Genomic DNA, 24,604 nt, shown 5'->3' on the forward strand with positions numbered 1-24,604 from the left:
GTTATTTATCTGGGCTGTCGATGGTCAATTGTTGCGGCGCAGTAGTGCTGCTGGCCAAAGGCTCGCTGCGACCGACCCACTCGCCGGCAGTCGGTTGGCCAGCACGGGAAACGCGCGCGACCAGTTGGACTTCAGGAAAGTTCGACAGTTTCAATTGCGGCATCATCGCGTCGGCATCGCCCAGCTCGACGGTCGCCGGCAGGTCGGCAACCGTCAGGCGCTTGGCCGCCAACGGCGCCGGAGGGCCTGAAGTGGCACGGGCGAAGATGAACACGCTGTCGCCCGGTTGAACCCTGGCTTTCAACTCTGCCGCCAGATCGACCGTCACTTTCAGCAATGCCGAAGGTTTAGCCGCTACGACAGGCGCCTTGGCGACAGTTGCGCCGCTCGCTTGCAGTTTTTCGGTTGCCCGTGCAATGCCACCTTCCAGCGCGCTGCGCGAGTTATCTTCGGGTGGCAGTTGCGCCAGCAGACGACTCCAGTAGTCGATGGCCTCTTGATAACGCTCGCCTTCGAAAGCCGCGATGCCCAACAGCCCAAGGCTGGTGACTTCTTTGGGATCGGCCTTGAGTGCTTCGTCGGTCAGCGCCTGGATCTTGTCCGACCACTTTTTGTTGTCGGCAAAGTACTGCGCCTGGGCCCACTGGCCGAGCAATTCAGGTTGACGGCCAGCCAATGCCACGGTGCGTTCGAAGATCTTCGCCGCATCAGCTGGACGGTCCTGAGCCATGTAGGTACGACCAAGGAAATACAGGCCTTCGGCGGAGTCCGGTTGAGCCGCCACAGCGCGTTCGAGACGACGGGTCATCTCTTCCATCGATTGCGGCGCCTGGGCGAATTCGCGGGTCAGTTCGACCTTGTCACTGGCGCCGAAATGCATGTACAGCCCCAGGCCCAACACCGGTACCAGGATCGCTGCCAGCAGTGGCAACGGCTTGCCCAGACGGGAAACCCGGCCCGTGTCGGCGCCTTCGGTATCGGCCAGCAGTTCGCGAGCTGCTTCGTCACGCCCGGCGCTCATTTGCGTCGAATCAAGTACGCCTTCGGCCTGCTGAGCCTGCAACTCAGCCACGCGCTCCTGATAAAGCGCCACGTTCAGCGCGGTACGATCCTCTTCACGCTGGGCACGACGGCCACGCAGAACCGGAATCAACAGAAAACTCAGGGCAACCAGTAGAAGCAGACCTGCAGCAAGCCAGAAATCAATCATTCTTGGTGTTATCCAACAGTTGGTCGAGGCGCTTGCGCTCATCAACAGAAAGCGTGTCTGGACCGGCCGTGCGCTCGGCACGACGGCGACGGACGATTACGGCGATCACCAGCACGCCACCGAGCAACAACCCGGCCGGGCCAAACCACAGCAGCGCGGTCTTGCTGTTCAGGGCTGGCTTGTAGCGCACGAAGTCGCCATAGCGGTCGACCATGAAGTCGATGATCTGCTGGTTGTCCTTGCCCTCGCCGAGCATGCGGAAAATCTCTTTGCGCAGGTCAGCGGCGATCGGTGCATTGGAGTCGGCAATGTCCTGATTCTGGCACTTGGGGCAACGCAGTTCTTTGGTCAGTTGGTGAAAACGCTCGCGCTCGGCGTCATTGGCGAACACGTAGGTGTCGATGGCCGCGTGAGCGACGCCGGCGATACTCAGGCCGAGTACGGCGGCAGCAATCCAGCGCTTCATGGCTTGGCCTCATCGACCAGCGCCTGGTACTTGGCCGCCAGTTTTTCGCGCCAGACCACTTCGTCGATCACCCCGACGTACTTGTCGCGGATGATGCCTTTGGCGTCGATGAAGAAGGTTTCCGGAGCGCCGTAAACGCCGAGGTTCAGGCCCAGGGAGCCCGCCTCGTCACGGATGTCCAGCAGGTACGGGTTGTGGAATTCCACCAACCACTTCAAGGCATCGGCATTGATGTCCTTGTAGTTGACGCCATAAATCACCACGCCCTGCTGGGCCAGTTTGTTCAGCACCGGGTGCTCGACCCGGCAGGAAATGCACCAGGTGCCCCAGACGTTGACCAGGGCCGGTTTGCCCAGCAAATCAGCACGGGTCAAGGTCTTGTCGCCTTGCACGGCCGGCAGGGAAAACTCGGGGAACGGCTTGCCGATCATCGCCGAGGGCAGTTCGGCCGGGTCCAGATAGAGCCCCCGATAAAGAAACACCGCCACCACCAGAAACAGCGCCAGTGGCAACACCATTAACCAACGTCTCATGCAGTGGCTCCCGTCATGCCCAGCGCTTCACGCACGCGGCTTTTCACCTTGACCCGATAACGACGATCCAGCGCCGCCAGCAACCCACCGAAGCCGGTCAGCAAACCGCCGAACCAGATCCAGCGCACGAACGGTTTGACGTGCACGCGCACAGCCCAGGCGCCATTTTCCAGCGGCTCGCCGAGGGCCACGTACAAGTCGCGGGTGAAACCGGCGTCGATGCCGGCTTCGGTCATCATCGAGTTCTGCACGGTGTACAGACGTTTTTCCGGGTGCAGCAACGCAACTTCCTTGCCGCTACGGATCACCCGAATGGTGCCCTTGTCGGAGGTGAAGTTCGGCCCTTCGAAGTGCTTGGCGCCTTCGAAGATGAAGTGATAACCGGCCAGGTCCATGGATTCGCCCGGCGCCAGGCGCAGATCACGCTCGGCGCTGTTCTGGCTCGAAAGCACCACGCCCAGAGCGCAGACGGCGATCCCCAAGTGTGCAACCTGCATGCCCCAATAGCTGCGGGTCAGGGTTGGCAGGCCTTTGATCAGGCCTTTGTTGCGGGTTTTGTCGAAGATGTCACGTACGCCGGCCAGCAACACCCACGCGGCAAGCATGAAGGTCGCCAGCACGGCCCAGTTGAAGTCGCCATAAGCAATCCCGGCCACCACCGCCAAGGCGGCGCTGCCGAGCAACACCGGGGTCAGCATGCTGATCAGCCATTTCACCGGCGTGTCTTTCCAGCGCACCAGCACACCGACGGCCATCACCGCCATCAGCAACGCCATCAACGGAATGAACAACGCGTTGAAGTACGGCGGGCCGACCGACATCTTGGCGCCGGTCAGGGCGTCGAGCACCAGCGGATACAAGGTGCCGAGCAGAATCATCGAAGCCGCGACCACCAGCACCAGGTTGTTGCCCAGCAGCAGGGTTTCACGCGACCACAGGTTGAAGCCGACATGGCTCTTGACCACTGGCGCGCGCAGGGCGAACAGCGTCAGCGAACCGCCGACCACAAACAGCAGGAAAATCAGGATGAACACGCCCCGCGCAGGGTCCGAGGCAAACGCGTGCACCGAGGTCAGTACACCGGAACGCACCAGGAAGGTTCCCAGCAGGCTCAGTGAGAACGCGGCAATGGCCAGCAACACGGTCCAGCTTTTGAACACACCGCGTTTTTCGGTCACGGCCAACGAGTGAATCAGCGCCGTACCGACCAGCCAAGGCATGAACGAGGCGTTTTCCACCGGGTCCCAGAACCACCAGCCGCCCCAGCCGAGTTCGTAGTAGGCCCACCAGGAGCCGAGGGTGATGCCGATACCCAGGAACGCCCAGGCAACGATGGTCCAGGGCCGCGACCAACGTGCCCATGCTGCATCCAGACGACCGCCGAGCAAGGCAGCAATCGCGAAGGCGAAGGCCACCGAGAAACCGACGTAACCCATGTACAGCATCGGCGGGTGAACGATCAGGCCAATGTCTTGCAGCAATGGGTTGAGGTCATGACCATCCGTGGGAATCTGCGGCAGAATCCGTGCGAACGGGTTCGACGTCAGGATCAGGAACAGCAGGAAGCCGGTGCTGATCATGCCCATCACCGCCAGAACGCGGGCCAGCATGACCTGCGGCAACTGCCGGGAGAAGATCGATACGGCAAAGGTCCAGCCGCCGAGAATCAAGGCCCAGAGCAACAAGGAACCTTCGTGGGCACCCCACACCGCGCTGAACTTGTAGTACCACGGCAAGGCGCTGTTGGAATTGTTGGCGACATAACCAACGGAAAAGTCGTCAGTCATGAAGGCGTAGGTCAGGCAGCCGAAGGCGAACACCAGAAAAGTGAACTGGCCCCAGGCGGCGGGCTGGGCCAGGCCCATCCACATGCGGTCACCGCGCCAGGCACCGAGCAACGGCACGGTGGCCTGAACGATGGCAAAGCACAGGGCGAGAATCATCGCCAGATGGCCCAACTCGGGAATGAAGATGCCTGAGGTCATGGATCAACCCTCCTTCGCGGGTGTGGGAGCGGATTGACCACTGTCTTTGAGCGCCTTGGTCACTTCTGGCGGCATGTATTTCTCGTCGTGCTTGGCCAGCACTTCGTCAGCCACCACCACGCCGTCTGCATTCAGTTTGCCCAGCGCAACGATGCCCTGCCCTTCGCGGAACAGGTCCGGGAGGATGCCGCGGTAGGTGATGGTTACGGACTTATTGAAGTCGGTGACGATGAATTTCACGTCCAGCGAATCACCGGAGCGTTGCAGCGAGCCCTTCTCGACCATGCCGCCAGCACGAATGCGCGTGTCTTGCGGGGCTTCGCCATTGGCGATTTGGGTCGGTGTGTAAAAGAGGTTGATGTTCTGCTGCAAGGCACTGAGGGCCAGGCCGACAGCTGCACCGACACCGACCAGGATCGCGAGAATAATGATAAGACGCTTTTTACGCAGCGGATTCACTTGCTGTTCTCCCGGCGCAGACGGCGCGCCTCTTGTTGCAGGTAACGCTTGCGGGCCAGGATCGGCGCAGCCACGTTGAGAGCCAGTACCGCCAGGCAGATGCCATAAGCCGACCAGACATAAAGACCGTGATGGCCCATGGCGAGGAAGTCGCCGAATGAAGCAAAACTCATTACGCGGCCTCCAGACTGTTTTGCACTTCGGCCTTGACCCAGCTGGCACGGGCTTCGCGCTTGAGCACTTCAAGGCGCATGCGCAGCAACAGCACGGCGCCGAAGAAACAGTAGAAACCCAGCACCGTCAGCAGCAACGGCAGCCACATTTCGGCCGGCATTGCCGGTTTTTCGGTGAGGCTGAAGGTTGCGCCCTGGTGCAGGGTGTTCCACCACTCCACCGAGTACTTGATGATCGGGATGTTGATCACGCCGACAATCGCCAGCACCGCGCAGGCCTTGGCCGCGCTGTCACGATTGCTGATGGCGTTGCCAAGTGCAATCAGACCGAAGTACAGAAACAGCAGAATCAGCATGGACGTAAGTCGTGCATCCCAGACCCACCACGAGCCCCAGGTCGGTTTGCCCCAGATCGCCCCGGTGACCAGCGCCACGGCGGTCATCCAGGCACCGATCGGCGCTGCACATTGCAGGGCGACGTCCGCCAGTTTCATCTTCCACACCAGCCCGACAATGCCGCAGACCGCCAGCATTACGTAGCAGGACTGCGCCAGCATGGCGGCCGGCACGTGAATGTAGATGATTCGAAAGCTGTTGCCTTGCTGGTAGTCCGGCGGCGCGAAGGCCAGGCCCCAGACCACGCCGACGCCGATCAGCAGCAACGCCGCGACGCTGAGCCAAGGCAACAGTTTGCCGCTGATGCCGTAAAACCATTTGGGCGAGCCGAGCTTATGAAACCAGGTCCAGTTCATTGCTGTTTCCATCACGGTGGCTTTTCGTTGTCACGAAAAGCCAGGGTCTGCCTTTTTTCAAAAAAAAGCGGTTAAATTTTAACCAGACCTCATTATTATTCGCCGACGCTGATCTTCAGGCCAGCAGCTATTGCAAAGGGTGTCAGGGTTATCGCCAGGGCGGTCAGGCTACCAAGCCACAGCAAATAACCGGTTGCCGGCATACCCTGCAAGGCTGCCTGCAAGGCGCCACTGCCGAGAATCAACACCGGGATGTACAGCGGCAGAATCAACAACGCCAGCAGCAAACCACCGCGCTTCAAACCGACCGTCAGCGCCGCGCCCACCGCACCGAGCAAGCTCAATACCGGTGTACCGAGCAACAGCGACAAGAGCAAAACCGGCAGACAGGCGGCAGGCAAACCGAGCATCAACGCCAGTAACGGGGCAAGCAACACCAGTGCCAAGCCGGAAAACGCCCAGTGTGCCAGCACCTTTGCCAAAACCAGAAGAGGCAGGGGGTGCGACGAAAGGACCCACTGCTCAAGGGATCCGTCCTCGAAATCACTGCGGAAAAGCCCGTCCAGCGAGAGCAAAACCGATAAAAGGGCCGCCACCCAGACCAGCCCCGGTGACAAGGTTTGCAACAATTGTGTCTCAGGTCCGACCGCCAATGGAAACATTGAGACAACGATGGCGAAGAACACGAGAGGGTTGGCAAGCTCCGCAGGACGACGACACAGCAAACGCGCCTCACGGGCGACCAACAGTGCAAAAACACTCATACGGCCCACTGCCCCAAATCGATGTCGCGGTAACCGGCCGGCATCCGGGTCAACGTGTGGTGAGTGGTCAGAATCACCATGCCACCTCGCTCGCAGTGTGCGGCCAGGTGTTCTTCCAACTGGGCGACGCCTTGTTTATCCAGCGCGGTAAATGGTTCGTCGAGAATCCATAGCGCCGGGCTGTCCAGATACAAGCGGGCCAGGGCCACGCGGCGTTGTTGACCAGCGGACAGGGTGTGACAAGGAACATCTTCGAAACCGCACAGTCCTACCGCTGCCAGCGCCTGCCAGATCGCCTCATGCGTCGCCGGCTGATGCAACGCGCACAGCCAGCTGAGGTTCTCTTCAGGGGTCAGCAGGTCCTTGATTCCGGCGGCATGCCCGATCCACAACAGGTTATGGGCCAGCTCCGGGCGTTGCGTGTTCAAAGGCTGGCCGTTGAGCAATACCTGGCCACTGGTCGGCTGCATCAAACCGGCAAGCAGACGCAGCAGGCTGGTCTTGCCGCTACCGTTGGGGCCGCTGATCTGCAACATGTCACCGCGGCCCAGACGCAACTCGAGGTTTTCGAAGAGCATCCGCCAGTCTCGCTCACAGGCGAGCGCTACGGCTTCTAGTAGAGGGCTGGTCAAGAGATCGCGGGCCTTTACGGTTCAAGTCGGCAATGGAGCGGCCGTTAAAGTGATGCAGCATAGATGCATTGACGGCCTGTTCTAGAGAGCTGCGTCAAACATTTGCGATGTTTTTGACACGCCTCCCGAAGACGGGCGGCATTATACATGTCATGTCCTACTCTCAAGAGGGCAATTTCGACAGGGTGTGACCTGATGACCGGCGAGATGAACATCCTTCCACTGCCCCCTACGACGCCGGCCACCTCGCGCCCGCTGGTGGTCAGTGGCGAGCTGCTCAAGCTGCAGACCCCGGTGGAAGGTTTGATCGCCGCCGGGCAAAGCGCCAGCGCTGAAGTGCTGTCGCTCAAACAGAACGACCAGACGTTCCAGCTGCTGCTCAAGGTCACCCTCGACAGCGGCCGCCAGACCACCGTGCAAGTCACCAGCAACCAGCCCTTGCCTCTGGGCACCAACCTGACGGTCAGCCAGCCTTCAGCCAGTAGTCTGGCGATTACCGTGCAACAGGCCATCGCCGCAAACGTCGCCACCCTCACCCGCCTTGATACGTCGCAATTGCCGATTGGCACGTTACTGCAAGGTAAAGTGCTGACCACCCAGCTGATGCCGCAAACACCGGGGCAGCCGGCGGTCTATCGCTCACTGGTGAGTGTGCTCAATACCGCGCTCAGTGGCAGCACCTTGAGCATCGACAGCCCGCAGCCATTGCGTATCGGCAGCCTGCTCAGCGCCTTGGTCCAGGGCGCGCAAAGCCTGAGCTTCGTGCCACTGGCCAGTCGTCAGGAGCAACTGGCGGTGAGTCAACAACTGCTGGCCCAGCAAAGTCGCCAAGGCTCATTGAGCGGGCTGATCGATGCCCTGCAAAACCTGCCAGCCTCCGACACCACCTCCGACGACCTGCGCGCCGCCGTCGACAAACTGCTTGCCGACCTGCCAGACGTTCAGCAACTGAGCACCCCCAAAGGTTTGGCCCAGGCGCTGGTCAACAGCGGGCTGTTTCTGGAAAGCAAACTGCTCACCGGACAGAACCCTGCGCTGACGCCGGACATGAAAGGCAATTTGCTGCGATTGATCGCACAATTGGCCCCCGACCTGCCGGCCAATACCAGTTTCAACGCGATCATCGCCGCCAACACCTTGGCGCAGGCGCTGCCAAGCTTTGTCCGTAGCGCCCTCGGCACCCTCGGTCAGGTCAGCGCCAAACCGCAGCCGAGCAACTTCCCCCTGCCCTCGCGGTTGCTGCAAAGCCTGGAAGGTGAAGGCGATCTGGAGCATTTACTGCGCCTGGCCGCAGCGGCCGTTTCGCGTCTGCAAAGCCATCAACTGTCGAGCCTGGAACAGACCGGCATGACCGAGGATGGCAAGCTGCAAACCACCTGGCAGTTGGAAATCCCCCTGCGTAACCTGCAAGACATCGTGCCGTTGCAGGTCAAGTTTCAACGCGAGGACACTCCCGAAAAGCAACAGCACGAAAAATCCGTCGAGCGCGAGCCCAAACAACGGCTCTGGCGAGTCGAGCTGGCGTTCGACATGGAACCACTCGGGCCGTTGCAGATCCAGGCACAGTTAGCCCAAGGCAAACTCTCCAGCCAGCTCTGGGCTGAGCGGCCTTATACCGCCAGCCTGATCGAACGCAACCTGGATGGCTTGCGCGCGCAGCTGCTGGCATCGGGCCTGAATGTTGGCGACCTGAATTGCCACCTCGGCACACCCCCCCAAGGCAATCAAACCCGCCTCGAACAACGCTGGGTCGACGAAACCGCATGAACAACCACACGCCACCGCGCCAGGCCATCGCCCTCAAATACGACGGCAGCCACGCCCCGACGCTCACCGCCAAAGGCGATGACGAACTGGCCGAAGCGATTCTGAAGATCGCCCGCGATTATCAAGTGCCGATTTATGAGAATGCCGAGCTGGTGAAGTTGCTGGCGAGGATGGAGTTGGGTGAAAGCATCCCTGAAGAGCTCTATCGCACGATTGCCGAGATCATTGCGTTTGCCTGGAAACTCAAGGGCAAGTTTCCGCAAGGGCACGGTTCAGAGGCAGCGACGGTGGAGCGGGATGTGACAGATCGCGGGGATGACTACTGAGGTTTCGAGGGCGCTATCGCCTCGTTATCAGATTTGAAAAAACGCAAAAGCCTGAAACTGCGACCGACAATCAGACCATTGATAAGGCCAGCCCCCAATGCTGACCATGCCACCGCCGACACTTCATCAGCCAGTTCCGGATGCATGGTCGCTTGGTACCCGCTGTAGTAACGCCAGGCAAAGTAGCCCCAATACACAATCAGCACCTTGAGGGTGCCGCCCAATACCAGACGCTCCCCATCGCGCTCTACGCTTTGGTACGAGTAAAAGCGCAATGCCAGAATCCAACCTGCCAGTAATCCCAGCGCATACACCGAAAGCGGGATCGCAGCACCCTGGGAGTATTTCAGCGAGACCAGGGAAATGACGACAAATATCGCCGGCGTGATCTGCAACGACCTCTTCGATTCATGACTCTTGAAACAGGCACTGACACCGTAATAAGTCAGGATAAAAAAGACCGCATAAACCCACAGCGGCGTACCACGCAAAATGTCGAGCATAAGCCTCCTTGGCACCGAAAATACCTGAAACAGGCGTCGTTGATCAGCGGTGATCAAATTACCGACAGCAGGTCGTGATCACAAGCCGGCGGAATCCGCGAAAACTATAGGAAGGGGACTGCGGCAACGTAATCCCGCTCTGAGGACGCAGAACCTGAAGGGCAAACTCCCGGCGGAGTCAGGATCCGAATGCGCCGAGGGTTGAGAAGGACGTGACCGATTGAGGGGAGGATTACCAGCAAAAAAAGATCGCAGCCTGCGGCAGCGTCTACGACGAACGCATCATCTGTAGGAGCTGCCGCAGGCTGCGATCTTTTGATTTTCTCAGTTTTTGTGCAACTTGCTCATCAACTCGGCCTCGGCCTGGGTCAGGCCGCAGGACTGGGTCAATTCGTCGACGCTGGCGCCCATCCCCACCAGGCGGGCTGCCTGGGCGAATGACAGGCTCGACGGGTCGCGCTGCTCAAGCTGGGCCAGCTTGTCCGGCAAGGGGCCGACCACCGCACGCAGTTCATGCAGGTCTTCACCCATGCGCACGTTACCGCTCTGGTAGTCGTCGACACGCTTGGCCAGGTCCTTGATGCGCTGATCTCGCAACGCATCGCCCTGGGCTTGCAGCGCCGCCAGCTCTCGCTGTTTGCGCGTGTAAGCCAGGAACATCGCCAGGGTCCCTACCCACAGGAGCCCGAGTACAATGACAGCAACCTCGAGAATCAATCAGATACTCTCCAGTTCCGACCACTCTTCTTCGCTCATCATCTTGTCCAGCTCGACCAGGATCAGCAGTTCGTTGTTCTTGTTGCACACGCCCTGGATGAACTTGGCCGATTCTTCGTTACCGACGTTAGGCGCGGTTTCGATCTCGGACTGACGCAGGTAAACCACTTCGGCCACGCTGTCGACCATGATCCCGACCACTTGCTTGTCGGCTTCGATAATCACGATACGGGTGTTGTCGCTGACTTCGACGGTGCCCAGGCCGAAGCGCTGGCGGGTGTCGATCACGGTCACCACATTGCCGCGCAGGTTGATGATGCCCAGCACGTAGCTTGGCGCACCCGGAACCGGAGCGATTTCGGTGTAGCGCAGGACTTCCTGAACGCGCATCACGTTGATGCCGTAGGTTTCATTGTCCAGCTTGAAGGTTACCCATTGCAGGATCGGATCTTCGGAACCCTTTGCATTCGTCGCGTGATTACTCATACCTGACCCCTCGAAAAACCGCTTCTGGCGGTGTGTGTTCTGTGTGGCGGCATTCAACAATGCCGTCGCCTACTTGTTATGTCGGCTGTTATGTCGATTTGTGTAGCGGCTTGCTGCCGCCCATGTGCTTGGCCCCACCGCTGGCGATCAAATCGGCCAGGGCGGACACGTCGAGCAATGCACACATGTGCTCAATCACCGTGCCGGCGAGCCATGGCCGCTGACCTCGGTGACTTCTCCATTTGATTTCGTTCGGGTCCAGGCGCAACGAGCGGCTGACCTGATGCACCGCCAGCCCCCACTCATAGCCCTGAACCGAGATCACGTATTGCAGACCCTGGCGGAAGTCATCGCGATAACGATCGGGCATGACCCAGCGCGCGGTATCCAGCACCTTCAGGTTGCCGGCCTGGCTTGGCAGAATCCCGAGGAACCATTCCGGCTGACCGAACAATGGCGTCAGCTCATGACCGGCCAACGGGTAAATCGAACCCAGGCACACCAGCGGCACGGCCAGGGTCAAACCGGCGACGTCGAACAACAGGCATTCGAACGGTTCAGCAGCCCAACTCGGCCGGTCATCGCCAACCACCGGCGGTGGCGTATTACTCGGCGGCAGATGGACTTCGACTACTGGCTCGACCAGCGCTTGCAGCAAGGGTACGACCGATGAGACCGGCGCCAGAATCGGTGCCGGCGCTTCCAGTACCGACACCACAACGGGCGCCTTGGCAACCGGTGCTACAACGGGAGGCGCAGCCACTGGTATTTGCGCATCCCGAGCCTGTTCTTCGAGCACCGCAACCTGGAACTCGTCCAGTGCGCCTTGCGCCTCAATGGCTTCGACGACCTCGACGACTTCTACAGCCTCGGGTAATACCTCGACTTCTGCCGGCCAGTCCTCGGTCGCGTCTTGCAACAACGCATCCAGATAGGACTGCAACGCCAGTTGCGGGCGCGAAGTGATCTTCACCGGCCGATTCATTGAAACGCTACCCTGGCAGAAAAAAGATTCACCTCAAGCCACCTGCGGAACAAGTTGCTGGGCCAGCAGGTGTTTGAGCAACGCACGATAAGCCAATACTCCCCGGCTCTTGCCGTCGAACTGCGAAGGTGTCAGGCCGGCACGACTGGCATCACGCAGTCGGGTATCGACCGGGATGTAGCCTTGCCAGATCTCTTCCGGGTACATGTCGCGCAGCACCCGCAAGGTTCCCAGCGAGGCTTGGGTGCGACGGTCGAACAGGGTCGGCACGATGCTGAACGGCAGCGCTTGTTTACGCGAACGGTTGATCATTGCCAAGGTGTTGACCATGCGCTCCAGACCTTTCACCGCCAGGTGCTCGGTCTGCACCGGGATCACCAACTGCTGGCTGGCCGCCAAGGCATTGACCATCAGTACACCGAGCAACGGTGGGCTGTCGATCAACGCGTAATCGAAGTCCTGCCACAACTGCGCCAGGCTCTTGGCGATCACCAGGCCCAGGCCACTCTGCCCCGGCGACTGGCGCTCGAGGGTCGCGAGCGCGGTGCTCGACGGCAACAGGGAAATACGTTCGTCGCTGGTCGGCAGCAACAGCTGCCCGGGCAAGCCTTGCGGCACGTTGCCCTTGTGCAGAAACAGGTCGTAGCTGCTGTGTTCCAGGCTGTCGGGGTCGTAACCGAAGTAGCTGGTCATGGAGCCGTGCGGGTCGAGATCGACCACAACCACGCGCTTGCCCGCCTCAGCCAGCAAACCGGCTAAAGCGATGGAGGAAGTGGTTTTACCGACACCACCCTTTTGATTGGCGACTGCCCAGACTCTCATTCAGATTGTTCCTCCCGGTCGAATCAATACAACCGAGAAATAGCTCAACGTTATAAGCCAGGTGACGGAGAATTGACGGCACTCACGTGTCCCGGCGACTTGACAATCGTCGGTGCAGTTTGTGTGCCAGCACGCTTCAACGCGGCGTCCGGTTTTGCATTAGCGGTTCCGGTACCGGTCAGGCTGCGGCGTACATCGAGATTGCGCGACACCACCAACACCACTCGCCGGTTCCGTGCACGCCCTTCGGCGGTCGCGTTATTGGCCACCGGCTGGAATTCGCCATACCCCACCGAAGCCAGACGCCCGGGGTTGACACCTTGCATGGCAAGCATGCGCACGATGCTCGCCGAGCGGGCCGAGGACAGCTCCCAGTTGGTCGGGTACTGCGCCGTGCGGATCGGTTGATCGTCGGTGAAGCCTTCGACGTGAATCGGGTTGTCGAACGGCTTCAGAATCGCCGCGACCTTGTCGATGATGTTGAACGCGATATCGCTGGGCATGGCATCGCCGCTGCCGAACAACAGGCTGGAGTTGAGTTCGATCTCGACCCACAACTCATTGCCACGCACGGTCATCTGATTGGAGCTGATCAAATCGCCAAACGCCGCACTGATGTCATCGGCAATGCTCTTGAGCGGATCCTTGCTGGCCTGGGCGATGCCAGCGTCGATCTGCTCGCTGTCCTTGACCAGCGGTTTGGCCGGGGTGACCGTCTTCGGACGTTCGTCGCCGATGGGAATCGGCTTGAGGGCGCGGTCAGAGTTGGTAAAGACCCCGACCAGCGCTTCGGAAATTTCCTTGTACTTGCCTTCGTTGATCGAAGAGATGGAGTACATCACCACGAAAAAGGCGAACAGCAGTGTGATGAAGTCCGCGTAGGACACCAGCCAGCGTTCGTGGTTGACGTGTTCATCGTGCTGACGGCGGCGTGCCATAGTCCATGACCTCCATCAGTCCATGAAGCCCTGAAGCTTCAACTCGATGGAGCGAGGGTTTTCACCTTCGGCGATCGACAGAATGCCTTCGAGCAACATTTCGCGATAACGCGACTGGCGCAACGCGATGGACTTGAGCTTGCTGGCAATCGGCAACAGCACCAGGTTGGCGCTGGCCACGCCGTAGATGGTCGCGACGAAGGCCACGGCAATGCCGCTGCCCAGCTGCGACGGATCACCCAGGTTGCCCATGACATGAATCAGGCCCATGACCGCACCGATGATACCGATGGTCGGCGCGTAGCCGCCCATGCTTTCAAAGACTTTGGCGGCTTCGATGTCACGGCTTTCCTGGGTGTAGAAATCCACTTCCAGGATACTGCGAATCGACTCGGGCTCGGCGCCGTCGACCAGCAGTTGCAAGCCTTTGCGCGAGTAGCTGTCGGGTTCGCTGTCCGCCACCCCTTCAAGTCCGAGCAAACCTTCCTTGCGCGCGGTAAGGCTCCAGTTGACCACACGGTCGATGCCACCGGCGAGATCGACGCGAGGCGGAAACAGGATCCAGCGAAGAATCTGCATGGCGCGCTTGAAGGCACTCATCGGCGACTGCAACAACGCAGCGCCAATGGTCCCGCCAAGCACGATCAGCGCCGCCGGGCCGTTGGCCAAGGCACCGAGATGACCGCCTTCCAGGTAGTTGCCACCAATAATGGCGATGAACGCCATGATGATCCCGATGAGGCTTAGAACATCCATCAGATGCACGCCTCGGCCAGGTGCTTGCCGATATCGTCAAGGCCGTAAATCGCGTCTGCCAGATCGGCTTTGACGATCGCCATCGGCATGCCGTAGATCACGCAACTGGCTTCATCCTGAGCCCAGACCGCGCTGCCGCCTTGCTTGAGCAGACGCGCGCCTTCGCGACCGTCGGCGCCCATGCCGGTCAGGACTACCGCCAGAACTTTGTCGCCGTAGGACTTGGCCGCTGAACCGAAGGTGATGTCCACGCACGGTTTGTAGTTCAGACGCTCGTCGCCCGGGAGGATTTTCACCGCGCCACGGCCGTCGATCATCATTTGCTTGCCACCCGGCGCCAGCAAGGCCAGGCCCGGACGCAGGATGTCGCCATCCTCGGCTTCCTTGACGCTGATCCGGCAGAGCTTGTCCAAACGCTCGGCGAACGCCTTGGTGAAGGCCGCCGGCATGTGCTGGATCAGCACGATCGGCGCCGGGAAGTTTGCCGGCAGCTGTGTCAGCACCCGCTGCAACGCCACCGGGCCGCCGGTTGACGTACCAATGGCAACCAGTTTGTAGGCTTTGCGTTTCGGTGCCGGCGACGAGGCGCTGGCAACCGGCGCACGCGCAGGAATCGGCGTCGGGGCCGGACGCGCGGGCGCAGCTGCACTGCTGCCAAAACTCGAAGGTGCCGGTGCCGGTGTCGGGGCTGGCGCGGCGGCTGGAGCCGGGGCGCTGTAGGCGCTGAAACGACGGTTACTGCGCGAAATGCTGTGGACCTTTTCGCACAGCAGTTGCTTGACCTTCTCGGGATTGCGCGAGATGTCTTCGAAATTCTTCGGCAGGAAGTCCACCGCGCCGGCATCCAGTGCATCGAGAGTGACCCGAGCGCCTTCGTGCGTCAGCGAGGAGAACATCAAAACCGGGGTAGGACAGCGCTGCATGATGTGCCGCACCGCCGTGATGCCATCCATCATCGGCATCTCGTAGTCCATGGTGATCACGTCTGGCTTGAGGGCCAGGGCCTGATCGATCGCCTCTTTACCGTTGGTCGCCGTACCGACAACCTGGATACTCGGATCCGCTGAAAGAATTTCCGAGACGCGGCGGCGGAAAAAACCAGAATCATCCACCACCAGGACTTTGACTGCCATAAACACTCCGTTAGACGGAGCGAGGCTCAGTCGCCCCGCTCCGCCAGAATCAAATACGCCGTGCGGCGTAACGCTTGAGCATGCTCGGAACATCGAGAATCAAGGCGATGCGGCCGTCACCGGTAATGGTGGCGCCGGACATGCCCGGAGTTCCCTGAAGCATTTTGCCCAATGGCTTGATGACCACTTCTTCCTGGCCCACCAGCTGATCGACGACGAAGCCGATCCGCTGAGTGCCCACCGAAAGGATCACCACATGGCCTTCACGCTGCTCTTCGTGAGCGGCGGAGCTGACCAGCCAGCGTTTGAGGTAGAACAGTGGCAGCGCCTTGTCCCGCACGATCACCACTTCCTGACCGTCGACCACGTTGGTGCGCGACAGGTCGAGATGGAATATCTCGTTGACGTTGACCAGCGGGAAAGCAAAGGCCTGGTTGCCAAGCATGACCATCAGCGTTGGCATGATCGCCAGGGTCAACGGGACCTTGATGACGATCTTCGAGCCTTTGCCCTTGGTCGAGTAGATATTGATGGTGCCGTTGAGCTGGGCGATCTTGGTTTTCACCACGTCCATGCCCACGCCACGACCGGACACGTCGGAGATCTCGGTTTTGGTCGAGAAACCCGGCGCGAAGATCAGGTTGAAGCAGTCGGACTCGCTGAGACGGTCCGCCGCATCCTTGTCCATCAAGCCTTTCTTCACGGCGATACTGCGCAAAACATCAGCGTCCATGCCCTTGCCGTCATCAGAGATGGACAGCAGGATGTGATCGCCTTCCTGTTCCGCGGACAGAATCACTTTGCCGCTGCGAGGCTTGCCCATCGCCTCACGATCCGCCGGCTCTTCGATACCGTGGTCGACCGAGTTACGCACCAAGTGGACCAACGGGTCGGCCAGTGCCTCGACGAGGTTCTTGTCGAGGTCGGTTTCTTCGCCGACCAGCTCCAGGTTGATCTCTTTCTTGAGCTGACGCGCGAGGTCGCGAACCAGGCGCGGGAAGCGCCCGAAGACTTTCTTGATCGGCTGCATCCGCGTCTTCATCACCGCGGTCTGCAAGTCGGCCGTGACCACGTCGAGGTTCGACACGGCCTTGGACATGGCTTCGTCGCCGCTGTTGAGGCCCAGACGGACCAGACGGTTACGCACCAGCACCAGTTCGCCGACCATGTTCATGATTTCGTCGAGACGCGCGGTATCCACACGCACGGTGGTCTCGGCTTCACTGGCCGGTTTTTCCGGTGGTGGTGAAGCCGGTGCACGAGCTGGAGCCGGTGCAGCAGCAGCAGCAGCAGCGGCAGCGGCAGCGGCAGCAGGCTTCGGCGCTTCGGCTTTTGACTCGGGCGCTTTAGCCACAGGTGCTGGCGCTGCAGCCTTGGCAACTGGCGCCGCCACCGAAGCAGCAGAACCTGTGCCGACTTCAGTGAACTTGCCTTTGCCATGCAATTCGTCGAGCAGCGATTCGAACTCGTGATCGGAGATCAGATCGCTGCCAGCGGCCGCAGCCACAGGTGCCGCAGGCGCTGGAACAGCAGCAATCGCCGATTCCAGAGCATCAACGGCGAAGTTGCCTTTGCCATGCAACTGATCGAGCAGTGCTTCGAATTCGTCGTCGGTAATGTCGGAGCTGTCGCCTGCCGCTTTCGGGGCAGCCGGTGCGGCAGGTGCTACCGCCACTGCATCAGCGGCGAACTGGCCTTTACCGTGCAGTTGATCGAGTAACGACTCGAATTCGGCATCGGTGATTTCATCGCTGCCGGCAGCCGCTTCAGGTGCCGGGGCAACGGATGCTTCGGCCTCAGCCTTGACCGCGTTCAGCGAGTCCAGCAGCAGTTCGAATTCATTGTCGGTGATGTCGCCCGATTCGCTTTCAGCGGCAGGTGCTTCGACCACTTCAGCAACCGGTTGTGCTTCGTCGGCTGTTTGAGGTTCGGCCAAACGGGCCAGAGCCGCCAGCAGTTCCGGTGTAGCCGCAGTGATCGGTGCACGTTCGCGGACTTCGCTGAACATGCTGTTCACGGCGTCCAGCGCTTCGAGAACCACGTCCATCAGTTCCGAGTCGACGCGACGCTCACCCTTGCGCAGGATGTCGAACACGTTCTCGGCGATGTGACAGCACTCCACCAGCTCGTTGAGCTGGAGGAAGCCGGCGCCCCCTTTTACAGTGTGAAAACCGCGAAAAATTGCATTGAGCAAATCCGCATCATCGGGTCGGCTTTCCAGCTCGACCAGCTGTTCGGACAGTTGCTCTAGAATCTCGCCGGCCTCAACCAGGAAATCCTGAAGGATCTCTTCATCGGCGCCGAAGCTCATTAAGGGGGTGCTCCTAAAGGTCTAAAAACCTAAAAAACCTAAAATCCAAGACTGGATAGCAAATCGTCCACATCGTCCTGACTGGACACAACGTCTTCTCTTTTATCGGCATGAATCTGCGGACCTTCACCCTGAGAGAGATGTTTTTGCGGATCTTTTTCAGCCAGCATCGCTTCATGGTCATGTTCGATGCCCGCAAAGCGGTCTACCTGACTGGCCATGAGCACGAGCTTGAGCAGGTTGCTTTCGACTTCGGTGACCAATTGAGTCACGCGCTTGATCACCTGACCGGTCAGGTCCTGGTAATCCTGAGCCAGCAGAATATCGTTGAGGTTGCCCGAGACGACCTGGCTCTGCTCGACGCTACGCGTCAGGAAACCGTCGACACGCCGGGCCAGTTCGCGGAACTCTTCGGCACCGACTTCGCGGCGCATGAAACGCCCCCAGTCCGCGCTCAAGGCCTGGGCGTCAGTGCTCAGGCCATTGACCAGCGGAGTACTGTTCTCGACCAGGTCCATGGTCCGGTTCGCGGCCGCTTCGGTCAGCCTGACCACATAGGACAGGCGCTCGGTGGCGTCCGTGATCTGTGAGACTTCCTCGGCTTGCGGCATGTGCGGGTCAATCTGAAAATTGACGATCGCGCTATGCAGTTCGCGAGTGAGCTTGCCTACTTCCTGGTACAGGCCGTGGTCACGGGTCTGATTGAGCTCATGGATCAGTTGCACAGCGTCGCCGAAGCGGCCTTTTTCAAGGCTTTCGACCAGTTCCTGGGCGCGTTTTTTCAGGGTCGATTCGAAATCGTCCTGTGAAGATTCTCTTTGCTCCATAGCTCCCCCCGTAGCGCAGTGGCTCGGTACATCAACCGATGCGTTCGAATATTTTTTCGATCTTCTCTTTCAACGCTCCAGCCGTGAAGGGCTTGACCACATAGCCGTTTACACCGGCTTGAGCGGCTTCGATGATCTGCTCGCGCTTGGCTTCGGCAGTCACCATCAACACTGGCAGGTGCTTGAGCTTTTCATCGGCGCGCACGTGGCGCAGCAAATCGATACCGGTCATGCCAGGCATGTTCCAGTCCGTGACCAGAAAGTCGATGCTGCCGCTGTTGAGGACGGGAATGGCAGTGATGCCATCGTCGGCCTCGACCGTGTTGGTGAACCCAAGGTCACGCAACAGGTTTTTTATGATCCGCCGCATCGTTGAGAAGTCATCAACGATGAGGATTTTCATGTTCTTGTCCAATTCGACCTCCAAGCAGTCTTAAACGCGTTCAGCACCTGAACACGCCATTCAATCAATCAATCAGGCAGAGCACTCGACGACTGTCTGGAGCACAACGGATGAAGACTGGCAGAGCTTTACGCCTTGCCTGTTTCGTTCGCAGTGTCCCCACACTGCTGTCAGCGCGCTCGCCACTCCCCCAAACGCCCCCGCAAACGGGCCGCGCACTGGCTGTGTAACTGGCTGACCCGCGATTCACTGACCCCCAGGACCTCACCGATTTCCTTGAGATTCAGCTCTTCGTCGTAGTACAGCGCCAACACCAGTCGCTCACGCTCCGGCAAATTGGCAATCGCATCCGCCAGTGCAGCCTGGAAGCGTTCATCTTCCAGGTCGCGCGACGGTTCGAGATGAGCACTCGCGCCATCCTCGTGCAGCCCTTCATGCTCGCCGTCCTGCAACAGATCGTCGAAGCTGAACAGGCGACTGCCCAAGGTGTCGTTCAAAATCCCGTAATAATCGTCGAGACTCAATTGGAGTTCGGCCGCAACCTCGTGATCTTTAGCGTCACGCCCGGTTTTAGCTTCAATTGAGCGAATCGCGTCACTCACCATCCGGGTATTGCGGTGTACCGAGCGTGGCGCCCAGTCACCCTTGCGGACTTCATCGAGCATCGCGCCACGGATACGGATCCCCGCGTACGTCTCGAAACTCGCACCTTTGCTCGCGTCGTATTTGGTCGACACTTCAAGCAAACCGATCATCCCGGCCTGGATCAGGTCCTCGACCTGAACACTGGCCGGCAACCGCGCCAACAGGTGATAGGCAATACGTTTTACCAGTGGCGCGTAACGCTCGATCAGTTCGTACTGCGCGTCACGCGCCGACTTCTTGTACAGGTTGTAACCGCTGGCTGTCATAGAACCGGACCCGCAGTTTGCTGCACCAGGCGCTCGACGAAAAACTCCAGATGCCCACGCGGGTTGGCAGGCAGCGGCCAGGTATCGACCTTCTGCGCGATGGCCTTGAACGCCAGCGCACATTTGGAACGAGGAAACGCTTCATACACGGCGCGTTGTTTCTGCACGGCCTTGCGCACGCATTCGTCGTAAGGCACCGCACCGACGTATTGTAAGGCGACGTCGAGGAAGCGATCCGTGACCTTGGTCAACTTGGCGAACAGGTTTCGTCCTTCCTGAGGACTTTGCGCCATGTTGGCCAGCACCCGGAAGCGGTTCATGCCGTAATCGCGGTTGAGCAGCTTGATCAGCGCGTAGGCGTCAGTGATCGACGTCGGCTCGTCGCAAACCACCAGCAACACTTCCTGGGCGGCGCGAACAAAACTGACGACCGACTCACCAATACCCGCCGCCGTGTCGATCACCAATACGTCGAGGTTATCGCCAATATCACTGAATGCCTGAATCAGGCCAGCATGCTGGGCCGGGCTCAGGTGAACCATGCTCTGGGTACCGGACGCTGCTGGAACAATGCGAATTCCGCCCGGCCCCTGAAGCAATACATCGCGCAGTTCACAGCGGCCTTCGATGACGTCGGCCAGCGTACGCTTGGGCGTGAGCCCCAGCAGGACATCGACGTTCGCCAGTCCCAGATCGGCGTCCAGCAGCATGACGCGCCGGCCGAGCTCAGCAAGAGCCAGGGACAAGTTCACTGACACATTAGTCTTCCCGACGCCACCTTTGCCGCCGGTCACTGCGATCACCTGTACGGGATGCATGCTGCCCATGTTCGTTCTTTACCTTGTCTTGCTTAGACGCGGACTACATGACTGGCTGCGCGCTCACTTCGGAACAATGCATGGCAGGCCATCGATGTAGATACAAATCTATTCATTATTACCTCAGCCGACGCGCTTGGCCGGGCTGTGGTAGAGGTCAGCGAACATATCAGCCATGGCTTCTTCGCTGGGTTCTTCCTGCATCTGCACGCTTACGGCGCGACTGACCAACTGATGCCGGCGCGGTAAATGTAGATCATCCGGGATCCTTGGCCCGTCAGTCAGATAAGCGACAGGTAATTCGTGGCTGATTGCCAGGCTCAACACCTCGCCCAGACTCGCTGTTTCATCCAGTTTAGTCAGGATGCAGCCTGCCAGCCCGCACCGCTTGTAACTGTGATAAGCGGCAGTCAGCACCTGCTTCTGGCTGGTAGTGGCCAGCACCAGATAATTCTTCGACTTGATCCCGCGACCGGCCAGGCTTTCCAGCTGCATGCGCAACGCCGGATCACTGGCCTGCAGGCCGGCGGTATCGATCAACACCACACGCTTGCGCAACAGTGGATCAAGGGCTTGCGCCAGCGACTGGCCCGGATCGACGTGAGTCACCGAGACATTGAGGATACGCCCCAGGGTCTTGAGCTGTTCCTGGGCACCAATGCGAAAGCTGTCCATGCTCACCAGCGCGATGTTCTGCGCGCCGTACTTGAGCACGTAACGCGCGGCCAGCTTGGCCAGTGTCGTGGTTTTTCCCATGCCGGCAGGACCGACCATGGCGATCACGCCACCCTCTTCCAGTGGTTCGATCTCGGGCGTCACGATCATCCGCGCCAGGTGCGCCAACAGCATGCGCCAGGCCTGACGGGGCTCTTCAATTTCAGTAATCAGTTCCAGCAGATCGCGCGACAGCGGACCGGACAGGCCAATGCGTTGCAGGCGACGCCACAGATTGGCTTGCTGCGGGCGACTGCCTTGCAGCTGGTTCCAGGCCAGCGAACCCAACTGCACTTCGAGTAATTCACGCAGGCCATTGAGTTCGAAACGCATCGAGTCGAAAGCCCGCGGGTCAACCCCGGCAGACGGTGTAGACGCTGGAGCAGGACGCGGCCGCTCAGCAAAGGTCGGCTCGATCAACGGTTCCGCAGCGGTCAGCGGCAGACCGGCGAACAGCTGGCGATTGGTGCTGGCGCTCGCATCACCTTCGCCGTCGCCACGCAGGCTCAATTCAGCCTGAGCCGTGACGATCCGCGACTGGGTCTTGCGCAACTCGTCTTCGAGTTCGATGTTCGGCACACGCGGGGCCAGCGCCGACAGCTTGTAATCCAGGGCAGCCGTCAGCTCGACACCACCGGCGATCCGGCGATTACCGATAATGGCCGCATCAGCGCCCAGCTCATCGCGAACCAGCTTCATGGCCTGACGCATATCGGCGGCGAAAAAACGCTTAACTTGCATAAACCACTACCTCAGCCGTTGGGCCCTACTGTCGCAACGATGGTCACTTGCTTGTTATCAGGGATTTCCTGATACGCCAACACATGCAACCCCGGCACTGCCAAACGTCCGAACCGCGAGAGCATCGCGCGTACCGGACCTGCTACCAGCAAAATCACTGGTTGACCTTGCATTTCCTGACGCTGCGCGGCGTCGATCAACGAACGCTGCAGCTTCTCTGCCATGCTTGGCTCCAGCAGAACGCCCTCTTCCGAGCCTTGTCCTGCCTTCTGAAGACTATTGAGCAATATTTGTTCCAACCTTGGTTCCAAGGTGATCACAGGCAGCTCGGACTCAGTGCCTACAATGCTTTGGACGATAGCGCGCGATACGCCAACCCGGACGGCGGCCACCAGAGCGGCAGTATCTTGACTCTTGGAGGCATTGTTCGCGATCGCTTCGGCAATGCTGCGAATGTCGCGAACCGGAACCTGTTCGGCCAACAAGGCTTGCAGCACTTTGAGCAGCTGCGACAGCGAAACGACGCCCGGCACCAGCTCCTCGGCCAGTTTTGGCGAGCTTTTGGCCAGCAATTGCATGAGCTGCTGAACTTCTTCGTGGCCGATCAGCTCGCTGGAGTGCTTGTACAGAATCTGGTTGAGGTGGGTCGCCACCACCGTACTGGCATCGACCACGGTGTACCCCAGGGACTGTGCCTGCGGACGCTGACTGATTTCGATCCAGACCGCCTCCAGACCAAAGGCCGGATCTTTGGCGGTGATGCCATTGAGCGTGCCGTAGACCTGCCCGGGGTTGATCGCCAGTTCACGATCCGGGTAAATCTCCGCCTCGGCGAGGATCACCCCCATCAGGGTCAGGCGGTAGGCACTTGGCGCCAGGTCGAGGTTGTCGCGAATGTGCACGGTCGGCATCAGGAAGCCCAGATCCTGGGAAAGCTTCTTGCGCACGCCCTTGATCCGCGCCAGCAACTGGCCGCCCTGGTTGCGATCCACCAGCGGAATCAGCCGGTAACCGACTTCCAGACCAATCATGTCGATCGGGGTCACGTCATCCCAGCCCAGCTCTTTGGTTTCCATGGCCCGTGCCGGCGACGGCAGCAGGTCCTGCTGGCGCTTGACCTCTTCCAGAGCCTGAACCTTGACGATGTTCTGCTTTTTCCAGAACAGATACGCGGCGCCCGCTGCGACGGCGGCCATGCTGAGAAAGGAAAAGTGCGGCATGCCTGGCACCAGGCCCATGACTGCCATCAAACCGGCCGCCACCGCCAGCGCCTTGGGGGACGCGAACATCTGCCGATTGATCTGCTTGCCCATGTCTTCCGAACCGGAAGCACGGGTCACCATAATCGCCGCCGCGGTGGACAGCAGCAGTGATGGCAACTGCGCCACCAAACCGTCACCGATGGTCAACAATGCGTAGACCTTGCCGGCATCGCCGAAGCTCATGCCGTGCTGGAAGATCCCGACCGCCATGCCACCAATCAGGTTGATGAACAGAATCAGCAGACCGGCGATAGCGTCACCGCGCACGAACTTGCTGGCACCGTCCATCGAACCGTAGAACTCGGCCTCTTGGGCCACCTCCATACGGCGCAGCTTGGCTGCGGGCTGGTCGATCAGGCCGGCGTTCAGGTCGGCGTCGATGGCCATCTGCTTGCCCGGCATCGCATCGAGGGTGAAACGTGCACTGACCTCGGAAATCCGCCCGGCACCTTTGGTCACCACGACGAAGTTGATGATCATCAAAATCGCGAAGACCACGATACCGACCACGTAGTTACCGCCAATCACCACCTCGCCGAAGGCCTGAATCACCCTGCCGGCGGCGGCATGGCCATCCTGACCGTGGAGCATCACCACCCGGGTCGAGGCCACGTTCAACGCCAGTCGCAACAACGTGGCGACCAGCAGAATGGTCGGAAACACCGCGAAATCCAGCGGCCGCAAGGCGTAGACACAGACCAGCAGCACGACGATCGACAGCGCAATGTTGAAGGTAAAGAACACGTCGAGCAGGAACGGCGGGACTGGCAACATCATCATGGCCAGCATGACCAACAGCAACAGCGGCACACCCAGATTGCCTCGACTGAGGTCTGCCAGGTTGCTGCGGGCACTGTTGATTAACTGAGAGCGATCCACCGGTATTCCCCGTTCCTTGAAGCAAACTTTTGACGCCTGAAGCGGGCGCAGGCCGGCTATTGCAAGAAGCCTTCCAACTTTTGCGGGGAGCTTGAAACAGCGCGTTCAGCAAAGGGCCCGGAGCCGTTTGGGAAGACGTTTTCGCGAGCAGGCTCGCTCCCACAGTTGATCTGCGCTGCTCACAAATTCCCTGTGGGAGCGAGCCTGCTCGCGAAGAGGCCGGAATATTCAACGCCCATCCTGAGAATTCAGCCACACATCTGGAAAACACAGGGATTTGTCCGACAGGCTTTCAAGGTTGCCCCTCGGAAGTGGTATCGCTAGTCTTCGG

Annotated in this window: 26 protein-coding genes; 2 read left to right on the forward strand and 24 right to left on the reverse strand. The window is 59.9% G+C overall.

Annotated elements, in window-relative coordinates:
• Window position 1 precedes the first annotated feature (1 nt).
• From ccmI to ccmA, 9 genes are all read right to left on the reverse strand, one after another.
• Window positions 2-1,210 (reverse strand): c-type cytochrome biogenesis protein CcmI, encoded by a 1,209-nt coding sequence (gene ccmI / locus FPT12_RS04500; protein ID WP_145014835.1) that lies wholly within the window; start codon window positions 1,208-1,210, stop codon window positions 2-4.
• Window positions 1,203-1,676 carry a cytochrome c-type biogenesis protein gene (locus FPT12_RS04505; RefSeq protein WP_145014836.1) on the reverse strand — a complete coding sequence of 158 codons (474 nt, stop codon included), beginning with the start codon at window positions 1,674-1,676 and terminating at the stop codon, window positions 1,203-1,205. The genes ccmI and FPT12_RS04505 overlap by 8 nt, the downstream gene beginning before the upstream one ends.
• Complete coding sequence (locus FPT12_RS04510; protein WP_145014837.1) at window positions 1,673-2,209, reverse strand: DsbE family thiol:disulfide interchange protein; 537 nt, start codon at window positions 2,207-2,209, stop codon at window positions 1,673-1,675. The genes FPT12_RS04505 and FPT12_RS04510 overlap by 4 nt, the downstream gene beginning before the upstream one ends.
• Window positions 2,206-4,194 (reverse strand): heme lyase CcmF/NrfE family subunit, encoded by a 1,989-nt coding sequence (locus tag FPT12_RS04515; RefSeq protein WP_145014838.1) that lies wholly within the window; start codon window positions 4,192-4,194, stop codon window positions 2,206-2,208. Before FPT12_RS04515 ends, FPT12_RS04510 begins: the two co-directional genes overlap by 4 nt.
• A gap of 3 nt (window positions 4,195-4,197) precedes the next feature.
• Window positions 4,198-4,653, reverse strand: coding sequence for a cytochrome c maturation protein CcmE (gene ccmE, locus FPT12_RS04520; RefSeq protein ID WP_054596313.1), 456 nt, complete (start codon window positions 4,651-4,653; stop codon window positions 4,198-4,200).
• Window positions 4,650-4,826: a heme exporter protein CcmD gene (gene ccmD, locus FPT12_RS04525; protein ID WP_019692354.1), complete on the reverse strand. Its 177-nt coding sequence runs from the start codon at window positions 4,824-4,826 to the stop codon at window positions 4,650-4,652. The genes ccmE and ccmD overlap by 4 nt, the downstream gene beginning before the upstream one ends.
• Window positions 4,826-5,578: a heme ABC transporter permease gene (locus FPT12_RS04530; protein WP_054596312.1), complete on the reverse strand. Its 753-nt coding sequence runs from the start codon at window positions 5,576-5,578 to the stop codon at window positions 4,826-4,828. The genes ccmD and FPT12_RS04530 overlap by 1 nt, the downstream gene beginning before the upstream one ends.
• A 95-nt stretch (window positions 5,579-5,673) precedes the next feature.
• Window positions 5,674-6,342, reverse strand: a complete 669-nt coding sequence (ccmB, locus tag FPT12_RS04535; RefSeq protein ID WP_054596311.1) for a heme exporter protein CcmB — start codon at window positions 6,340-6,342, stop codon at window positions 5,674-5,676.
• Window positions 6,339-6,920: a cytochrome c biogenesis heme-transporting ATPase CcmA gene (gene ccmA / locus FPT12_RS04540; protein ID WP_256676598.1), complete on the reverse strand. Its 582-nt coding sequence runs from the start codon at window positions 6,918-6,920 to the stop codon at window positions 6,339-6,341. Before ccmA ends, ccmB begins: the two co-directional genes overlap by 4 nt.
• Window positions 6,921-7,169: 249 nt before the next feature.
• Between ccmA and FPT12_RS04545 the strand changes: the two genes are divergently transcribed.
• Both FPT12_RS04545 and FPT12_RS04550 read left to right on the forward strand, forming a co-directional pair.
• Window positions 7,170-8,741 (forward strand): flagellar hook-length control protein FliK, encoded by a 1,572-nt coding sequence (locus FPT12_RS04545; RefSeq protein WP_145014840.1) that lies wholly within the window; start codon window positions 7,170-7,172, stop codon window positions 8,739-8,741.
• Window positions 8,738-9,067 (forward strand): EscU/YscU/HrcU family type III secretion system export apparatus switch protein, encoded by a 330-nt coding sequence (locus tag FPT12_RS04550; protein WP_145014841.1) that lies wholly within the window; start codon window positions 8,738-8,740, stop codon window positions 9,065-9,067. The genes FPT12_RS04545 and FPT12_RS04550 overlap by 4 nt, the downstream gene beginning before the upstream one ends.
• Here FPT12_RS04550 and FPT12_RS04555 read toward each other — a convergent pair.
• From FPT12_RS04555 to flhA, 15 genes are all read right to left on the reverse strand, one after another.
• On the reverse strand, window positions 9,061-9,570 hold the full coding sequence (locus FPT12_RS04555) for a DUF6622 family protein (RefSeq protein ID WP_145014842.1): 510 nt from the start codon (window positions 9,568-9,570) through the stop codon (window positions 9,061-9,063). The genes FPT12_RS04550 and FPT12_RS04555 overlap by 7 nt on opposite strands.
• A gap of 324 nt (window positions 9,571-9,894) precedes the next feature.
• A complete protein-coding gene (locus tag FPT12_RS04560) occupies window positions 9,895-10,287 on the reverse strand; it encodes a DUF2802 domain-containing protein (RefSeq protein ID WP_145014843.1) in 393 nt (130 codons plus the stop codon).
• Window positions 10,288-10,773 (reverse strand): chemotaxis protein CheW, encoded by a 486-nt coding sequence (locus FPT12_RS04565; RefSeq protein ID WP_145014844.1) that lies wholly within the window; start codon window positions 10,771-10,773, stop codon window positions 10,288-10,290. It lies immediately after the preceding gene.
• An 88-nt stretch (window positions 10,774-10,861) separates the two neighbouring features.
• A complete protein-coding gene (locus tag FPT12_RS04570; protein ID WP_145014845.1) occupies window positions 10,862-11,758 on the reverse strand; it encodes a CheW domain-containing protein in 897 nt (298 codons plus the stop codon).
• Window positions 11,759-11,791: 33 nt separating this feature from the next.
• Window positions 11,792-12,580, reverse strand: a complete 789-nt coding sequence (locus FPT12_RS04575; protein ID WP_145014846.1) for a ParA family protein — start codon at window positions 12,578-12,580, stop codon at window positions 11,792-11,794.
• 50 nt (window positions 12,581-12,630) lie between these two features.
• The gene (gene motD / locus FPT12_RS04580) at window positions 12,631-13,518 is read right to left on the reverse strand and encodes a flagellar motor protein MotD (RefSeq protein ID WP_145014847.1); all 888 of its coding nucleotides are present in this window, start codon (window positions 13,516-13,518) and stop codon (window positions 12,631-12,633) included.
• A 15-nt stretch (window positions 13,519-13,533) separates the two neighbouring features.
• A complete protein-coding gene (locus FPT12_RS04585; protein WP_054596304.1) occupies window positions 13,534-14,274 on the reverse strand; it encodes a flagellar motor protein in 741 nt (246 codons plus the stop codon).
• A complete protein-coding gene (locus FPT12_RS04590; protein ID WP_145014848.1) occupies window positions 14,274-15,407 on the reverse strand; it encodes a chemotaxis response regulator protein-glutamate methylesterase in 1,134 nt (377 codons plus the stop codon). The genes FPT12_RS04585 and FPT12_RS04590 overlap by 1 nt, the downstream gene beginning before the upstream one ends.
• A 49-nt stretch (window positions 15,408-15,456) precedes the next feature.
• The gene (locus FPT12_RS04595; RefSeq protein WP_145014849.1) at window positions 15,457-17,718 is read right to left on the reverse strand and encodes a chemotaxis protein CheA; all 2,262 of its coding nucleotides are present in this window, start codon (window positions 17,716-17,718) and stop codon (window positions 15,457-15,459) included.
• A 38-nt stretch (window positions 17,719-17,756) separates the two neighbouring features.
• The gene (locus tag FPT12_RS04600; protein ID WP_145014850.1) at window positions 17,757-18,545 is read right to left on the reverse strand and encodes a protein phosphatase CheZ; all 789 of its coding nucleotides are present in this window, start codon (window positions 18,543-18,545) and stop codon (window positions 17,757-17,759) included.
• Window positions 18,546-18,576: 31 nt separating this feature from the next.
• The gene (locus tag FPT12_RS04605; protein ID WP_178098609.1) at window positions 18,577-18,948 is read right to left on the reverse strand and encodes a chemotaxis response regulator CheY; all 372 of its coding nucleotides are present in this window, start codon (window positions 18,946-18,948) and stop codon (window positions 18,577-18,579) included.
• A 170-nt stretch (window positions 18,949-19,118) separates the two neighbouring features.
• Window positions 19,119-19,859 (reverse strand): RNA polymerase sigma factor FliA, encoded by a 741-nt coding sequence (gene fliA / locus FPT12_RS04610; protein ID WP_007894214.1) that lies wholly within the window; start codon window positions 19,857-19,859, stop codon window positions 19,119-19,121.
• Window positions 19,856-20,686, reverse strand: a complete 831-nt coding sequence (gene fleN / locus FPT12_RS04615) for a flagellar synthesis regulator FleN (RefSeq protein ID WP_019692370.1) — start codon at window positions 20,684-20,686, stop codon at window positions 19,856-19,858. Before fleN ends, fliA begins: the two co-directional genes overlap by 4 nt.
• 114 nt (window positions 20,687-20,800) lie before the next feature.
• Window positions 20,801-22,132, reverse strand: coding sequence for a flagellar biosynthesis protein FlhF (gene flhF / locus FPT12_RS04620; RefSeq protein ID WP_145014852.1), 1,332 nt, complete (start codon window positions 22,130-22,132; stop codon window positions 20,801-20,803).
• A gap of 11 nt (window positions 22,133-22,143) precedes the next feature.
• Window positions 22,144-24,273, reverse strand: a complete 2,130-nt coding sequence (gene flhA, locus FPT12_RS04625; RefSeq protein ID WP_145014853.1) for a flagellar biosynthesis protein FlhA — start codon at window positions 24,271-24,273, stop codon at window positions 22,144-22,146.
• Window positions 24,274-24,604 lie beyond the last annotated feature (331 nt).

The sequence above is a fragment of the Pseudomonas sp. H3(2019) genome, assembly GCF_007713465.1.
Classification (GTDB): domain Bacteria; phylum Pseudomonadota; class Gammaproteobacteria; order Pseudomonadales; family Pseudomonadaceae; genus Aquipseudomonas.

Bases quoted from the DNA above. Each gene is read 5' to 3' on its own strand.
- FPT12_RS04565 (WP_145014844.1), bottom strand. From the start codon at position 10,773: ATGAGTAATCACGCGACGAATGCAAAGGGTTCCGAAGATCCGATCCTG.
- motD (WP_145014847.1), bottom strand. From the start codon at position 13,518: ATGGCACGCCGCCGTCAGCACGATGAACACGTCAACCACGAACGCTGG.
- FPT12_RS04600 (WP_145014850.1), bottom strand. From the start codon at position 18,545: ATGGAGCAAAGAGAATCTTCACAGGACGATTTCGAATCGACCCTGAAA.
- ccmA (WP_256676598.1), bottom strand. From the start codon at position 6,920: ATGCTCTTCGAAAACCTCGAGTTGCGTCTGGGCCGCGGTGACATGTTG.
- FPT12_RS04590 (WP_145014848.1), bottom strand. From the start codon at position 15,407: ATGGCAGTCAAAGTCCTGGTGGTGGATGATTCTGGTTTTTTCCGCCGC.
- FPT12_RS04550 (WP_145014841.1), top strand. From the start codon at position 8,738: ATGAACAACCACACGCCACCGCGCCAGGCCATCGCCCTCAAATACGAC.
- flhF (WP_145014852.1), bottom strand. From the start codon at position 22,132: ATGCAAGTTAAGCGTTTTTTCGCCGCCGATATGCGTCAGGCCATGAAG.
- FPT12_RS04530 (WP_054596312.1), bottom strand. From the start codon at position 5,578: ATGAACTGGACCTGGTTTCATAAGCTCGGCTCGCCCAAATGGTTTTAC.
- FPT12_RS04515 (WP_145014838.1), bottom strand. From the start codon at position 4,194: ATGACCTCAGGCATCTTCATTCCCGAGTTGGGCCATCTGGCGATGATT.
- ccmB (WP_054596311.1), bottom strand. From the start codon at position 6,342: ATGAGTGTTTTTGCACTGTTGGTCGCCCGTGAGGCGCGTTTGCTGTGT.
- ccmD (WP_019692354.1), bottom strand. From the start codon at position 4,826: ATGAGTTTTGCTTCATTCGGCGACTTCCTCGCCATGGGCCATCACGGT.
- fleN (WP_019692370.1), bottom strand. From the start codon at position 20,686: ATGGGCAGCATGCATCCCGTACAGGTGATCGCAGTGACCGGCGGCAAA.
- FPT12_RS04555 (WP_145014842.1), bottom strand. From the start codon at position 9,570: ATGCTCGACATTTTGCGTGGTACGCCGCTGTGGGTTTATGCGGTCTTT.
- FPT12_RS04605 (WP_178098609.1), bottom strand. From the start codon at position 18,948: ATGAAAATCCTCATCGTTGATGACTTCTCAACGATGCGGCGGATCATA.
- FPT12_RS04545 (WP_145014840.1), top strand. From the start codon at position 7,170: ATGACCGGCGAGATGAACATCCTTCCACTGCCCCCTACGACGCCGGCC.
- FPT12_RS04595 (WP_145014849.1), bottom strand. From the start codon at position 17,718: ATGAGCTTCGGCGCCGATGAAGAGATCCTTCAGGATTTCCTGGTTGAG.
- FPT12_RS04570 (WP_145014845.1), bottom strand. From the start codon at position 11,758: ATGAATCGGCCGGTGAAGATCACTTCGCGCCCGCAACTGGCGTTGCAG.
- fliA (WP_007894214.1), bottom strand. From the start codon at position 19,859: ATGACAGCCAGCGGTTACAACCTGTACAAGAAGTCGGCGCGTGACGCG.
- ccmI (WP_145014835.1), bottom strand. From the start codon at position 1,210: ATGATTGATTTCTGGCTTGCTGCAGGTCTGCTTCTACTGGTTGCCCTG.
- FPT12_RS04585 (WP_054596304.1), bottom strand. From the start codon at position 14,274: ATGGATGTTCTAAGCCTCATCGGGATCATCATGGCGTTCATCGCCATT.
- FPT12_RS04510 (WP_145014837.1), bottom strand. From the start codon at position 2,209: ATGAGACGTTGGTTAATGGTGTTGCCACTGGCGCTGTTTCTGGTGGTG.
- FPT12_RS04505 (WP_145014836.1), bottom strand. From the start codon at position 1,676: ATGAAGCGCTGGATTGCTGCCGCCGTACTCGGCCTGAGTATCGCCGGC.
- FPT12_RS04575 (WP_145014846.1), bottom strand. From the start codon at position 12,580: ATGAGAGTCTGGGCAGTCGCCAATCAAAAGGGTGGTGTCGGTAAAACC.